Source organism: Micromonospora sp. NPDC047187, from assembly GCF_040643355.1.
Taxonomy (GTDB): domain Bacteria; phylum Actinomycetota; class Actinomycetes; order Mycobacteriales; family Micromonosporaceae; genus Micromonospora; species Micromonospora salmantinae.
On record NZ_JBEYUF010000026.1, the window covers coordinates 1 to 13,882 of the forward strand.

15 protein-coding genes and 1 riboswitch are annotated in these 13,882 nt (G+C 72.0%); of the genes, 5 read left to right on the plus strand and 10 right to left on the minus strand.

From position 1 onward, the window contains the following. Nucleotides 1-65: 65 nt before the first annotated feature. The 5 genes from ABZ794_RS28505 to ABZ794_RS28525 all read right to left on the minus strand — a co-directional run bounded on the left by ABZ794_RS28505 (nt 66) and on the right by ABZ794_RS28525 (nt 5,223). Nucleotides 66-2,063, minus strand: a complete 1,998-nt coding sequence (locus ABZ794_RS28505) for an acyl-CoA dehydrogenase family protein (protein ID WP_238690360.1) — start codon at nt 2,061-2,063, stop codon at nt 66-68. A 104-nt stretch (nt 2,064-2,167) separates the two neighbouring features. Next, on the minus strand, nt 2,168-2,671 hold the full coding sequence (locus ABZ794_RS28510) for a DUF6328 family protein (RefSeq protein ID WP_210786976.1): 504 nt from the start codon (nt 2,669-2,671) through the stop codon (nt 2,168-2,170). A 139-nt stretch (nt 2,672-2,810) separates the two neighbouring features. Then, nucleotides 2,811-3,560 carry an SIS domain-containing protein gene (locus ABZ794_RS28515; protein ID WP_112584644.1) on the minus strand — a complete coding sequence of 250 codons (750 nt, stop codon included), beginning with the start codon at nt 3,558-3,560 and terminating at the stop codon, nt 2,811-2,813. Beyond that, the gene (locus ABZ794_RS28520) at nt 3,557-4,363 is read right to left on the minus strand and encodes an AAC(3) family N-acetyltransferase (RefSeq protein ID WP_238690361.1); all 807 of its coding nucleotides are present in this window, start codon (nt 4,361-4,363) and stop codon (nt 3,557-3,559) included. The genes ABZ794_RS28515 and ABZ794_RS28520 overlap by 4 nt, the downstream gene beginning before the upstream one ends. Nucleotides 4,364-4,392: 29 nt before the next feature. After that, complete coding sequence (locus tag ABZ794_RS28525) at nt 4,393-5,223, minus strand: alpha/beta fold hydrolase (RefSeq protein WP_357518438.1); 831 nt, start codon at nt 5,221-5,223, stop codon at nt 4,393-4,395. Between the two features lie 107 nt (nt 5,224-5,330). Beyond that, a riboswitch (TPP riboswitch) is annotated at nt 5,331-5,435 on the plus strand. Nucleotides 5,436-5,509: 74 nt separating this feature from the next. Here ABZ794_RS28525 and ABZ794_RS28530 point away from each other — a divergent pair. The 3 genes from ABZ794_RS28530 to ABZ794_RS28540 all read left to right on the plus strand — a co-directional run bounded on the left by ABZ794_RS28530 (nt 5,510) and on the right by ABZ794_RS28540 (nt 8,445). Continuing rightward, nucleotides 5,510-6,103, plus strand: a complete 594-nt coding sequence (locus tag ABZ794_RS28530) for an ECF transporter S component (protein WP_357518440.1) — start codon at nt 5,510-5,512, stop codon at nt 6,101-6,103. Nucleotides 6,104-6,217: 114 nt separating this feature from the next. After that, nucleotides 6,218-7,648, plus strand: a complete 1,431-nt coding sequence (locus tag ABZ794_RS28535) for an ABC transporter ATP-binding protein (protein ID WP_357518442.1) — start codon at nt 6,218-6,220, stop codon at nt 7,646-7,648. Beyond that, on the plus strand, nt 7,645-8,445 hold the full coding sequence (locus ABZ794_RS28540; protein ID WP_210787651.1) for an energy-coupling factor transporter transmembrane component T: 801 nt from the start codon (nt 7,645-7,647) through the stop codon (nt 8,443-8,445). Before ABZ794_RS28535 ends, ABZ794_RS28540 begins: the two co-directional genes overlap by 4 nt. A 349-nt stretch (nt 8,446-8,794) precedes the next feature. Here the strand turns inward: ABZ794_RS28540 and ABZ794_RS28545 are convergent, their stop codons facing one another. Beyond that, nucleotides 8,795-9,223 (minus strand): hypothetical protein, encoded by a 429-nt coding sequence (locus ABZ794_RS28545; RefSeq protein WP_357518444.1) that lies wholly within the window; start codon nt 9,221-9,223, stop codon nt 8,795-8,797. A gap of 291 nt (nt 9,224-9,514) precedes the next feature. On the opposite strand from ABZ794_RS28545, the gene ABZ794_RS28550 reads away from it, so the two are divergent. Together ABZ794_RS28550 and gndA are read left to right on the plus strand one after the other, a co-directional pair. Further along, a complete protein-coding gene (locus ABZ794_RS28550; protein ID WP_210787591.1) occupies nt 9,515-9,811 on the plus strand; it encodes a thiamine-binding protein in 297 nt (98 codons plus the stop codon). A gap of 189 nt (nt 9,812-10,000) precedes the next feature. After that, nucleotides 10,001-11,443: an NADP-dependent phosphogluconate dehydrogenase gene (gene gndA / locus ABZ794_RS28555; RefSeq protein ID WP_210787592.1), complete on the plus strand. Its 1,443-nt coding sequence runs from the start codon at nt 10,001-10,003 to the stop codon at nt 11,441-11,443. 91 nt (nt 11,444-11,534) lie between these two features. On the opposite strand, the gene ABZ794_RS28560 is transcribed toward gndA, so the two are convergent. The 4 genes from ABZ794_RS28560 to ABZ794_RS28575 form a co-directional block, all read right to left on the minus strand. Next, nucleotides 11,535-12,296 carry a pirin-like bicupin family protein gene (locus ABZ794_RS28560; RefSeq protein WP_210787594.1) on the minus strand — a complete coding sequence of 254 codons (762 nt, stop codon included), beginning with the start codon at nt 12,294-12,296 and terminating at the stop codon, nt 11,535-11,537. Next, nucleotides 12,293-12,493, minus strand: a complete 201-nt coding sequence (locus tag ABZ794_RS28565) for a thioredoxin reductase (protein ID WP_357518447.1) — start codon at nt 12,491-12,493, stop codon at nt 12,293-12,295. The genes ABZ794_RS28560 and ABZ794_RS28565 overlap by 4 nt, the downstream gene beginning before the upstream one ends. A gap of 316 nt (nt 12,494-12,809) precedes the next feature. Next, on the minus strand, nt 12,810-12,995 hold the full coding sequence (locus ABZ794_RS28570) for a hypothetical protein (RefSeq protein WP_030336441.1): 186 nt from the start codon (nt 12,993-12,995) through the stop codon (nt 12,810-12,812). Between the two features lie 71 nt (nt 12,996-13,066). Further along, nucleotides 13,067-13,879, minus strand: a complete 813-nt coding sequence (locus ABZ794_RS28575; RefSeq protein ID WP_210786091.1) for an isoprenyl transferase — start codon at nt 13,877-13,879, stop codon at nt 13,067-13,069. Nucleotides 13,880-13,882 lie beyond the last annotated feature (3 nt).

The following is a 13,882-nucleotide window of genomic DNA, read 5'->3' on the forward strand; positions in this document are numbered from 1 at the left end:
CGGCCCGCGCACCGCCCAGCCCGCGTGGCGGCCAGCCCGCGTGGCGGCAGGCCGGTCGGCGCGGTTCACGGCTTCGGGGGGATGCGGCGGCGGACGTCCTCGGAGGTGGACGGGCCGGGCGACCAGCGAGCCACCCAGGGCAGCTCCTCCGATGGGGTGAGCACGCCCTCCTCCAGCCCCGCGTAGCGGCCGGCGAGGATGCGCTTCGCCGCGGCGGTGTCGACCGAGTCGGTGTTGTCCCAGAGCGCGGCGAACAGGGCGGCCACCCGCACCCGCGCCTGCCGGCAGAAAAGGTCGGCCAGCTCGACGTTCTCCGGGCGGCTGTCCCGTTCGGCGGAGGCCCGGACGCAGACCGCGGACATCGCGAACAACTCGGCGCCGATGTCCACCACCCGACCGAGAAACGCCTGCTTACGCTCCATCTTTCCCTGCCAGCGCGACATCGCGTAGAACGTCGACCGGGCCAGCTTGCGCGACGAACGCTCCACCTGGCGCAGGTGCGCGGCGAGCGGGCCGAACTCGGCGTACGCCGAAGGGCTCTGCCCCCGACCGACGGCGAGGGTGGGCAGCCACTTCGCGTAGAAGGCGCCCGCTCGCGCGCCGGCTCGGGCCTTGCGGCCCAGCCCCGCGTCCGGGTCGATGATGTCGCCGGCCACCGACAGGTGGGCGTCGACCGCCTCCCGCGCGATCAGCAGGTGCATGATCTCGGTGGAGCCCTCGAAGATCCGGTTGATCCGCAGGTCGCGCAGCATCTGCTCGACGGCGGCCGGGCGTTCGCCGCGGGCGGCCAGTGAGTCGGCCGTCTCGTAGCCGCGCCCGCCCCGGATCTGGATCAGCTCGTCGGCGATCTTCCAGGCCATCTCGCTGGCGTACAGCTTGACCAGCGCCGCCTCGATCCGGATGTCGTTGCGGTCGTCGTCGGCGAGCAGGCAGCAGAGGTCGAGCATGGTCTCCATGCCGTACGTGGTGGCGGCGATGAAGGAGAGCTTCTGCGCGACCGCCTCGTGCTCGCCCACCGGTCGTCCCCACTGGACCCGGTCGGCGGCCCACCCCCGGGCCACGTTCAGCGCCCACTTGCCGGCGCCCACGCACATGGCCGGCAGTGAGAGCCGGCCGGTGTTCAGAGTGGTCAGGGCGATCTTCAGCCCCTTGCCCTCACCGCCGATGACGTTCTCGGCGGGGACGATCACGTCGTGGAACCGGGTCAGGCTGTTCTCCAGGCCGCGCAGGCCGACGAACTCGTTGCGCCGCTCGACGGTGATGCCGGGGCTGTCGCCGTCCACCACGAACGCGGTGATCCCGCCCCGACGTCCCTCCGTGGCCGGCACCCGGGCCATCACCACCAGCAGGGTGGCCACGATGCCGTTGGTGGCCCAGAGCTTCACACCGTTGAGCCGGTAACCGGTGCCGTCCTCGGTCGGTTCGGCGATGGTGGCCAGCCGGGCCGGGTCGGAGCCGACGTCGGGCTCGGTGAGCAGGAACGCGGACACCTCGCCGGCGGCGAGCCGGGGCAGGAAGCGTTGCTTCTGCTCGGCGGTGCCGAACATCTTCAAGGGCTGCGGCACGCCGATCGACTGGTGTGCCGAGAGCAGCGCGCCGATGGCCGGGCTCACCGAGCCGGCCAGCATGAGCGCCCGGCAGTAGTGCAGGTTGCTCAGCCCGAGCCCGCCGTACTTCCGGTCGATCTTCATGCCGAACGCGCCGAGGTCGGCCAGGCCGTGGAAGACCGAGTCGGGTATGGACCCGTCCCGCTCGATGGCCGCGCCGTCCACCTCGGAGGCCAGGAAGGCGCGGAACCGACCAAGGAACTCCTCCGCCCGAGCCACGTCGTCCGGATCGGATCGGGGCCACGGGTCGATCAGGTCGAGCCGGAACCGGCCGAGGAACAACTCCTTGCCGAAGCTGGGTCGGTCCCAGGTGGATTCGCGGGCGGCCTCGGCGACCTGCCGGGCCTCCTTCTCGGTGACCTGCCCGGCTTCTGCGGGCAGCGGCGCGGCGGCACCGGCGGTGGTTTCGGAGTCGGGGCCGTCCGGTGCCGGTCGGCCATTCTGCGTCGTGGTCACGGCTGCCCCCTCGAAGCTCGGTGCGGCTGCGTCGACGTGCGCGACTACCGCCACGCTACCCCCGGTTGTTACTCAGGGGTAGCGCTGCGTGAAGATCGGCGCGATCAGCGGCTGTTGATCGTGTCCGGGTCGTCGTCCTCGTCGTCGATCTCGTCCTCACCCCAGTTGCGCCGGGCGAACGGCAGCAGCATCCAGAAGGTGAGGAACCAGAGCCCGGTCAGGGCGCTGAGCACGAAGGCGATCGGCCGGTCCAGCACGAAGTCGGTGATCAGCAGCACCGCGCTGACCATCGCGATCAGCATGAAGGCGAGACCGCCGCTGGCCATCCGGTGGGCGAAGCGGACCAACTCCGGCTTGCGCCCCTGCCGGAACAGCGCCCGGTGGAACGCCACCGGCGAGATGATCATCGCGGTGGCGGCGGCCGCCGCGAGCAACGCCACGATGTAGACGTCGCGCTGGAACTCCGTGGTCTCGGTGAACCCGTTACTGAACGGCAGGGTGAGCAGGAAGGCGAAGAGAATCTGCACGCCGGTCTGGGCGACCCGCAACTCCTGCAGCAGGTCGGCGAAGTTGCGCTGCCAGCGCTGCTTCTCGGTCTCCTTGGACACGCGCTACCTCCGGTGAGACGCTACTGCCGGCGGTCCTGGCCGCCGGCAGCAACGCCAATGCCCCACCCGGCCGAGCGCGAAACAGGTTCACGACATCTGCCGTTCATCTCGGCGACGCAAGTCGGCCGCCAGCACCGGGTCAGGACCCGCGTCGGATCCGCCCCGCGTACCGAGCTTCCAGCTCGTTGTTGTGAGCGTCGCCGTCCGGGATGTTCGCCGACAGGTAGACGGGGGGCCGCTCCCCCGCCGCCAGCAACCGCGCCACCACCTCCACTGTCACCTGCTGCGCCAGCAGCGCCGCGGTGATCGAGGAGACCGCGCCGACGGCGCCGCCACCGGGCAGGGGCAACGTCGCGTCGCCGTACGGCGCGCCGTTGTCGAGCACCACGTCGGCGAGGTCGCTCAGCTTGCGCCCGGACGGGTGCCGGGAGGTCATTCGGCCGGAGTGCTGCGCCGAGGTGATCGCCACCAGCCCATGACCGTGTTCCTTCACCAGCGTGGCGAACTCCACCATGGCGCCGTTGACCCCGGAGTTCGAGGCGAGCACGAAGACGTCGGTGGGACGCACCGGGGCCAGCTCGTAGAGGCGGTGCGCGACGGCCGGGTCCCGTTCCAGCAGCGGCCCGAGCCGGTCGGCCGGTTCGCCGCCGAGCAGCACCAGGTCGCGTAGCGCGATCCGGTTGGTCGGCACCAGACCGCCAGCCCGTCCGGCGATCTCCATGGCGAGGGCCTCCGAGTGCCCGGTGCCGAACGCGTGCACCACGCCGTCGGCTCGGACGGCCTCGGCGATCAGGTCGGCGGCCCGCCCCACCGCCTCCCGCTGACTGGCGGCCACCCGGCCGATCGTCTCGGTCACCACGGCCAGGTAGTCCTCGGCACTCACCGTCATGCGTCCTCCGTCGTTCGATTACGGGCCAGCCAGCGAACCGCGAAGTCGACCGCCGCCCGCTGGCGCATCAACCTGCCGGTCCCGGTGCCGACCGGTGCGGTGCGTACCGCGCCGGTGGCCTCCAGGTCCTCGCCCAACGCGGCGAAGTCGTCCGCGTCGAGTCGTACGTCCTGCCACCACACCCACTCCCGACCCCCGTCGGCGGTACGCACTGCGGCACCGAGCCGCTCCCGCGGCGAGCCGGGGCAGCGGTACTCGGCCAGGTGCAGCGAGGTGCTCACCGAGTGGTCCACGCCGAGCAGCAACACGTCGGCGTCCAGGTCGTAGAGGCGAGCCAGCGGGGAGCCCTCGCCAAGGGAGTCGGCCAGGGTGTGCCCGGCGACCACCTGCTCGGCGGCCGGCCCGAGCGCGGCGAACGACACCTGCGGATGGGCGCTGCGCAGCGCGCCGGGCCAACCGCGGACCGTCTCGGCGAGCGCACCCATGAACCGGCTCGGCGTGATCACCGGGTCGAAGCCCGGCATCTCCGAGCGGATCAGCGGCCACCAGCCCGCCGGCACCGGCGGGTTGCGCCACTGCGCGGGGTCGCTGTTGTCGGGCGTGTGGGTGGGCACGACGATCGTGCCGTCGGGGCCGAGCGCGTCGCGCAGGGCGAGCACCATCGCGTGCGGGCCGCCGCTGACGAAGCCCAGCGGACGCAGCGCGGCGTGCACCAGCAGCGTCGCGCCGGGGCGTACGCCCAGCACGCGCAGCTGCGCGGCGATCGAGCGACGGCTGCCCGGCCCGCTGGCGTCCGTCGTCACGTTGGCTCTCCCTCGCGGACCCGCACGGCTCAGGACGTCCCGCCGGCTCGGGCCAGGATCGCCTCGGCGAGCGGGGCCGGCGCCGCGTCCGGGATCCAGTGACTCACCCCGGGCAGCTGCACGAAGCGGTAGTCGCCTGTGACGTTCTGCGCGCACGCCTCGGCGGCGGTCCGGCCGATGGCGACGTCCCGGTCACTCCAGACGTACGTGGTGGGCACCGCGACCGGGCCGACGCCGGCCAGGTCGGCGCGGGACATCGCCCGGTACCAGTTCAGCGCGGCCGTGAGCACACCCGGCTCCCGCATCGGGTCGGCGTACCGGTTCACCCGGGACGTGTCGCCCACCCCGCCGAGCAGCTTGCGCAACGCGGTGGCGTGCCACGCCAGCAGCACCTTCTCCGCCTTGTCGGGCTTGCGGAACAGCGCGATGTACGACGAGCGGGCCTTCTGTTGGGCGTCGGTGCTCAGGGCGTGCGCCATGGCCGCCGGATGCGGTACGGACACCGCGGTCAGCGTGTGGACCCGCTCGGGGTGCCGGGCGGCAACCGCCCAGGCCACGACGGCGCCCCAGTCGTGGCCGACCAGGTGCACGGCGTCCAGCCCGAGCGCGTCGAGCACCGCCACCACGTCGGTGACGAGTTCGGGGATCCGGTAGTCGGCCACCGCCGTGGGCCGGGCACCGGGTGAGTAGCCGCGCTGGTCCAGCGCGTACGTGCGCAGCCCACCCGCGTGCAGCGCCGGCACCACGTCGTCCCACTCGCCGCTGTGCTGTGGAAAACCGTGCAGCAGCAGGACGGGTACGCCGTCCGTCGGACCGCCGACGGTCACCTCGAACGTGAAGCCTCGCGCGTCAACCCGCATGATCGGAAGCGTACCCAGCCGGCGGTGCGCCGGTCGCTCCCGCAGGTCAGGCGGGTGCCCTGCTGGGCCCGCGCCCCTGGTCGGTGTTAGCGTCAGCGAGACAACTTCATATCCGACAGGGGAGCGCACAGCGCTGAGAGTGCGGGCACGCCCGCAGACCCTCGAACCTGATCTGGGTAATGCCAGCGCAGGGAGTTCGGTCGACCTCCAGCCGCGCCGCAGTCCGGTGCCACCGGACGCGGCGTGCGTCTTCTCCTGGTTCGCACTCACGAACTGGGAGCAACACATGACATCCACCACCGACACACACCGTTGGCGCACCATCGACATCGTGGTCGCCTCGGTGATCGCTGTCGCCTTCGGCGTCATCTTCTGGGCCTGGGGCCTGGTCTGGAGCGCCACCGAGGGCGCGTTCGCCTTCTTCCCGCCGGCGCAGACGCTGCTCTACGGCGTCTGGCTGATGCCGGCGGTGATCGGTGGGCTGGTCATCCGCAAGCCCGGCGCCGCGCTCTACTGCGAGACCGTGGCCGCGGTCCTGTCCGCGCTGCTGGGCAGCCAGTGGGCCGGCACGGTCATCCCGCAGGGCATCGTGCAGGGCATCGGCGCCGAGCTGGCCTTCGCCGCCTTCCGGTACCGGTCGTTCCGGCTGCCGACCGCTGTGTTCGCGGGCGCACTGACCGGCCTCAGCGCCGCGTTGTTCGACTTCTTCGTCTGGAACGTCGACTACGCGCTGACCGACTACCGCATCCCGTACGCGCTGCTCACCATCGTCAGCGCCACAGTGATCGCCGGCCTGGGCGGCTGGCTGCTGACGAACGCCCTGGCCAACACCGGCGTCCTGGACCGCTTCCCAGCAGGCCGAGACCGAGCCCTGATCTAACCCCCTGGTCGACGATGTTGATCAAGAGGTTTGCGTCAACGGAAGGCGATTTCCTGACGCAAACCTCTTGATCACCGGGGATAGGCGGGCGCGCAGCCTGGAGGGGGTGGGTTGGTGGGCGGGGTACTGCTGCGGGGGTTCGGGTGGCGGCACGCTGGGCGGCGCGCCTGGGCCGTGCGCGGGGTTGACCTGCGGGTCGAGGCTGGGGAGCGGGTTCTGCTTCTTGGGCCCTCCGGGGCTGGCAAGAGCACTTTGCTCAGCGCGTTGGCCGGGCTGCTCCCCGAGGACTCCGGCGAGCAGGAGGGCACCGTCGAGATCGACGGGCTCGACCCACGCAAGGGGCGGGAAAGGGTCGGCATCGTCTTCCAGGATCCGGAGACCCAACTGGTGATGGCGCGCTGCGGCGACGACGTCGCGTTCGGGCTGGAGAACCGGGGAGTACCGGCCGACGAGATCTGGCCCCGGGTGGACGAGGCGCTGCACCGGGTCGGCTTCCCGTACCCCCGCGACCGCCACACCGCGGCGCTCTCCGGCGGCGAGCAGCAACGCCTCGCCCTGGCCGGCGCGCTGGCCCTGCGCCCCGCCCTGCTGCTGCTCGACGAGCCGACCGCCAACCTCGACCCGGCCGGGGCCGAACTGGTCCGACACGCGGTGGCCGGGGCGCTGGACGCCGACACCACGCTGATCCTGGTCGAGCACCGGGTCGCCGAGGCACTGCCGCTGGTCGACCGGGTGGTCGTCCTGGAACCGGGTGGCGGCGTCCGCGCGGACGGCACACCAGAGGCGGTCTTCGCCGCCCACGGCGCCGCCCTGGCCGCCGAGGGGGTCTGGGTGCCCGGCCACCCCATCGCGCCCCGGCCGGCCACCGCCGGCCCCGGGGATCTGTTGCTCACCGCCGACCGGCTCGGCCTGCCACCCCGGCTGGGCTCCACCGACCTGGCGGTACGCGCCGGTGAGGCACTCGCCGTACGCGGACCCAACGGCGCCGGCAAGTCCACCCTCGCGTTGCTGCTCGGCGGTCTGCTCCGGCCCGGCAGCGGGCGGGTCACCGCGTCCGCCGAGTTGGCCGGCGCGGACCACCGCACTCCCCCGCACCGGTGGCGGGCGCCCGCGCTGGCCCGACGAATCGGGTCGGTCTTCCAGGATCCGGAGCACCAGTTCGTCACCAGCACGGTCTTCGACGAGCTGGCGCTCGGCCCGCGCCGCACCGGTCAACCCGAGGCCGCCGTCAAGGAGACAGTGGCCGGGCTGCTGGACCGGCTGCGGCTGGCCCGGCTCGCCGCCGCCAACCCGTACACCCTCTCCGGCGGCGAGGCGCGACGGCTGAGCGTGGCGACCGCCCTGGCCACCGCGCCACGCCTGCTGATCTGCGACGAACCCACCTTCAGTCAGGACCGGCGGACCTGGCGGGAGCTGGTCGACCTCTTCGCCGACCTGCGCGACGCCGGGCACGGCGTGGTCACTGTCACCCACGACGCGGACTTCGTCGCCGCGCTCGCCGACCGCACCGTCACCCTGCACCGTGCACCGGACGACCACCGATGATCAGCATCGAGCCGGTCGCCGCGCCGGACGCGCCGTTGGCCCGCCGCAACCCGGTGGCGAAGGTCGCCGCCGCACTGGTCTTCTCGTTCACCCTGCTGGCGACCCTGGACCCGGTGGCCCCGGCGATCGCCATCGCCCTCGAACTGGCCGTCCTGCCGCTGTTCGGCATCCGCTACCGGGTGCTGGCCCGGCGGGCCTGGCCACTGCTGCTCAGTGCCGCCGGCATCCTGGTCACCCTGGTGCTGTTCGCCGCCGACCGGTCCGGTCGGGTCCTGCTGGACGTGGGACCGGTGCTGGTGAGCACCGGCGTCCTGCTCACCGCGCTCGGTCTGGTCCTGCGGGTGTTCGCGGTGGCCCTGCCCGGTGTGATCGTCTTCGCGACCACCGACCCCACCGACCTGGCCGACGCGTTGATCCAGAACGCGAAGGCGCCGGCCCGGTTCGCCATCGGGGCGCTGGCCGCGTTCCGGCTGGTGCCCCTGCTCGGTCAGGAGTGGCAGATGATCAGCATGGCTCGACGCGCCCGGGGCGTCGACGCGGGACGCAACCCGGTGGCGAAGCTGCGGCTCTTCGCCTCCACCGCGTTCGCGCTGCTGGTGGGGGCGATCCGCCGAGGCACCAGGCTGGCGGTGGCGATGGACGCGCGTGGCTTCGACGCCGGCACACCCCGTACCGTCGCCCGCCACCAGCACTTCACCCGCGCCGACGTCCTTCTCATCGCCGGGGCCGTCGTACTCGCCGCAGCCGCCCTGACCACGAGCCTCGCCCTGGGCACCTTCCGCCCCCTCATCAGCTGAACCGAGCCGGCCTGCTGCCCGCTGCCAGCCGCCCGCCGGCAAGATCCGCCACTACATCCCTGGTGTTGCTGTCGCCACACAGCGCCCCGCGCCCCGCGCCACGCGCCGCCGACCCGCGCCCCGCGCCACGCGCCCCGCGCCCCGCGCCCCGCGCCGCCGATCTTGCGGTTCCTGTCGTTGATTCATCCCGGTATGCCGGTGATGCGACGACAGAAAGTGCAAGATCGACGGGGCGGGGGGCGGCGCGGGCCGGGGGCGGCGCGGGGCGGGGACGGGGCTGGGCGGGGGCGGGGCTGGACCACGCGGGGCGGGGCTGGGGTGGGGTGGGGGTGGGGTGGGGGTGGCTTGGTCAGCTGCGACGGAAGGCGTAGCGGCGGGCCTGGCCGGCCTGCTGGCTGCGGCCGCCGCCGGAGCGGTTGCCGCCGCCCTGCGGTGGCCCGGCCGTGGGCGCCTTCGGTCGGCCAATCGGCTTCGGCAGATCTCGCATCGTCGGCGCGTCGACAACCGCCGGCACATCGACCGCTGCCGGCACCGCCATCTCGTCCGGCAGCGCCACCTCGTCCGGGGCGGCCACAGGCAGCTCCGGCTCCACCAGCGCCGCCGCCAGCGCAGGCTCCACCAGTGCCGCCGGCAGCGCCGGCTCCACTAGCAGCGCCGGCAGGGGCGGTTCGACAGCGAGGTCGAGGGCCGGGAGGGTGGGTGGGAGCGGGCCGTGGCCGGCCGCCCGGTCGACGCCGAGCGGGGTACGGGTCTTCTTCGGATTACGCCTGGCAGGCATCCGGGCCTCCTTCAATGCCGACCGGCACGGCCGGTCCCGCGCTGCGGCGGTCGGTCGGATCGGCTGGTGACCGCCGTTGCGCGACGGGTCGAGTGGGGAAGGGACTGCTCACCGGGGCCAGGCAGGGCCATCGCCGCCCAACGGCGGGGAGGGGATGCGGGACGCCCGGGAGCGCACGGACCGCGACGCGGGACGGCGGGCCGGCTCGGAAGTGGGGCGTCAGTTACGCATGTTCGTACCGTAGCCACCGCCGGACCGACGCGCATCCGGTTTTCCTGGCACGATCGGCACATGCTGATCGCGTTCTCGATCACCCCGCTCGGCGGTGACGACTCCGTGGGTGACCTGGTCGCCGAGGCGGTGCGGGTGGTCCGTGCGTCCGGTCTGCCCAACCGGACCGACGCCATGTTCACCACCATCGAGGGTGAGTGGGACGAGGTGATGGCGGTGGTGAAGCAGGCGGTCGAGGTGGTCGGCGCGCGGGCGCCCCGGGTGAGTGTGGTGATCAAGGCCGACGTCCGGCCCGGGGTCACCGACGCGCTGACCGGGAAGATCGCCCGAATCGAAGCCCGTCTCGCCGAAGGCTGACGCGCCCGGCGCGGGATGACGACACGTTTCCCTGCGCGGGGCACACCGACCGTTGTCGAGGGCCCGAGCGGCCAGGGGCAACGTCCACATCACGTGCAGTAAAGGGACGTCGATCACTGGTCCGTATCGGCTCACACCACGGTAAGTTTCCAAGCGCTGATAGTGGTGTGACGAGAGGTGGCGGCACGAATGGCTGATCAGGCGAGGGCACAAATCGGTGTGACCGGGCTGGCGGTGATGGGTCGCAATGTGGCCCGCAACCTGGCCCGCAACGGCTTCACGGTGGCAGTGCACAACCGCTCGCCGGAGCGCACCCGCAGCCTGGTCGCCGAGCACGGCGACGAGGGCACGTTCCTGCCGGGCGAGACGATGGCCGATTTCGTGGCGTCACTGGAACGACCCCGTGCGGTCATCGTCATGGTGAAGGCCGGCGCTCCCACCGACGCGGTGATCGACGAGTTGGTGCCGCTGCTCGACGAGGGCGACATCATCGTCGACTGTGGCAACGCCCACTTCGCCGACACCCGTCGCCGCGAGGAGGCGCTGCGGGCGCAGGGGCTGCACTTCAGCGGCACCGGCGTCTCCGGCGGCGAGGAGGGCGCGCTGCTCGGGCCGAGCATCATGCCGGGCGGCTCCGCCGAGTCGTACGCGAAGCTCGGGCCGATGTTCGAGAAGATCGCCGCCCAGGTGGACGGCGTGCCGTGCTGCACGCACGTCGGGCCGGACGGCGCCGGGCACTTCGTCAAGATGGTGCACAACGGCATCGAGTACGCCGACATGCAGCTCATCGCCGAGGCGTACGACCTGCTCCGGGCCGGCCTGGACGCGACGCCGGCCGAGATCGCGGAGATCTTCCGGGAGTGGAACAACGGCGAGCTGGAGTCGTTCCTCATCGAGATCACCGCCGACGTGCTCGCGCACACCGACGCGGCGACCGGCCGGTCGTTCGTGGACATCGTGCAGGACCGGGCCGAGCAGAAGGGCACCGGTCGGTGGACCGTACAGAGTGCCCTGGACCTTGGCATCCCGATCACCGGGATCGCCGAGGCGACCTTCGCCCGTTCGCTCTCCGGGCACGTCGACCAGCGTGAGGCGGCCCGCCGGGCGTTCCCCGACGCGGGTGACAAGTGGCAGGTCACCGACCGGGACACGTTCGTCGAGGATGTCCGCCGGGCGCTGCTCGCTTCCAAGATCGTTGCGTACGCGCAGGGCTTCGACCACATCCGCGCGGGCAGCCAGGAATACAACTGGGACATCGACCTGGGCGGCACCGCGACGATCTGGCGGGGTGGCTGCATCATCCGGGCCCGCTTCCTGAACCGGATCCGTGAGGCGTACGACGAGCAGCCCGACCTGCCGACGCTGCTGGTGGCGCCCTACTTCGCCGAGGCGGTCAGCGCTGGCGTGCCGAGCTGGCGGCGGGTGGTGGCCGACGCGACCCGGGCCGGCGTGCCGACGCCCGCGTTCTCGTCGTCGCTGGCGTACTTCGACGCGTTGCGCGCGGAGCGGCTGCCCGCCGCGCTGATCCAGGGTCTGCGGGACAACTTCGGCGCGCACACCTACCAGCGGGTGGACCGTGAGGGCTCGTTCCACACCACCTGGGCCGCCGACCGCACCGAGTCGCCGGCGTAGCTCGATCCTTGATGTGGTGGTCTCCCCCGGCTGGGAGGCCACCACATCCATGTTCGGGCGAGATCATGGGGGTAGGCCGCGCGGGTGACGGTCAGGCAACAGTGGCGTGCATCTCCCAGACGAGGATCTCGGCCGGTTCGTCGGCGGTCACCCGCCGGCCACCGGTCATGGTGAGCCGGGCCGCGTCGCCGCTGCCGAGCGGGCCGCTGCCCTCCAGGGTCACCGTGCCGTCGGGCACGTAGAGGTGCACGTAGGGCGCGTCCGGGATGGTGACCTCGTCGCCGGGGGCGAGACGGGCGGCGTGCAGTGTCGCGTACCGGTTGCGGATCCGGATCGCTGACGCGCCGTCGTAACGGTCCATCCCGGAGGCGATCGGGACCAGGCCCCCGCGGAGCAGCTCGTCCTCGATCTCCAACTGCTCGTAGCCGGGGTCGACGCCCTGCTCGTCGGGGAGCACCCACATCTGCACGAAGTGCACCGGGTCGGTGTGCGGCTCCTGGTTGTTGAGCCGCCAGGCGTCGTTCTTCTCCGAGTGCAGGATGCCGGTGCCGGCGCTCATCCGCTGGGCCAGACCCGGGTAGATCACCCCGGAGTGCCCGGTGGAGTCCTGGTGCACCAGGGAACCACGCAGCACCCAGGTCACGATCTCCATGTCCTGGTGCGGGTGGGTCTCGAAGCCAGCGCCCGGTCGGACCACGTCGTCGTTGTTGACCAGCAGCAGGCCGTGGTGGGTGTTGTCCGGGTCGTAGTGCCGGGAGAACGAGAAGGAGTGCTTGGAGTCCAGCCAGGAGATCCGGGTGGCGAAGCGATCATCGGCACGACGGATGTCAACAGCAGGTGCGGGCGCGGTCACCAGGCACGCTGCCCGGCGTCGGGGGTCGACGGCGCCCAGGTCAGGGCCGGCTCGCCGGTGGCCAGTTCGGCGATCTCACCGGTGCGCAACTGCGGTGTGTGGCCGAACTCGGCGCAGTGCTGCTCGGCGATCTCGGCACAGATTTCGGCCGCCTGCTCGCACATCGGGTCGCCCAGGTCGGCGGCGTTCAACGCCATGATCATCTTAAAGCGGAGATCGCGCATCTGCCCCCCAACCGCCGTCGTCCCACCACCTCCGGACCCTACCCGCCACCCTTGCGCAGGACCCCGAAACGAGCACACTCACCCCAACCCGCCCCACCGGCCGCGCACCCGCCCCCGGGTCGCGTCGATCATGGAGTTGTGGTGGTGAACATAAGTCGCAAAAGCACCTAACCCGGCCACCACAACTCCATGATCGATGGGCGGGGCGGGGGCGGGGCGGGGGCGGGGATGCGGCGGCGCCCCACGCACGAGGGTGCGGGGGGCGCCGGAGACAGTTGGGGTGGGTTGGTCAGAAGAAGCGGCGGCGCTTGGCCTTCTGGGGACGGATCAGGTCCGCACCCTTGGTCAGCAACCGGGTCGCCCCGGAGGGACCACGCCGGGCCTCCAGGGTGTGGCTGAGCCGGCGGGCGCCGGCCGCGGCCAGCGGCACCGCGATAGCCATCACCGCCCACTGGGCAATGCGCTTCTGGATCATGTGGGTTCACCTCCGTCAGTGGCTTCTGACGTCTCTGATACCCAGAGTGACGTGCGGGTAAGCGCGTCGGCTCAGATAACCGGAGCGACCGGGTTGGGCAACGCGCCGCCGAAGCGTCGGTCCCGCTGGGCGTACAACTCACACGCGTACCACAGGTGGCGGCGGTCGAAGTCGGGCCAGAGCGTGTCCAGGAAGACCAACTCGGCGTACGCGGTCTGCCAGAGCAGGAAGTTGGAGATCCGCTCCTCCCCGGAGGGGCGCAGGAACAGGTCCACCTCCGGGATCTCAGGGTGGTAGAGGTACTTCGCCACGGTCTTCTCGGTGACCTTCGCCGGATCCAGCCGGCCGGCCGCCACGTCCCGCGCGATCGCGGCGGCGGCGTCACCGATCTCGGCCTGCCCGCCGTAGTTGACGCAGAACTGCAGGGTCAGCGTCGAGTTGTCGCGGGACATCTCCTCGGCGGTCTGCAACTCGGAGATGACGCTCTTCCACAGCCGACCGGGCCGGCCCGACCACACCACCCGTACGCCCAGGTCGACCAACTGGTCACGGCGGCGACGGATCACGTCCCGGTTGAACCCCATCAGGAACCGGACCTCGTCGGGCGAGCGCCGCCAGTTCTCGGTGGAGAACGCGTACGCAGACAGGTACGGGATGCCCATCTCGATGGCGCCCTCGATGGTGTCGAAGAGGCTGTGCTCCCCCGCCTCGTGCCCCTTGGTGCGGGGCAGCCCGCGGTCCTTGGCCCAGCGGCCGTTGCCGTCCATCACCACCGCCACGTGCTTCGGCACCGCATCGGTGGGCAGCGCCGGGGGGCGGGCCCCGGACGGGTGTGGCACCGGCGGCGTCGGCTCGCGCCGGCCGGCCTTCTTCGATCGAATCACTCG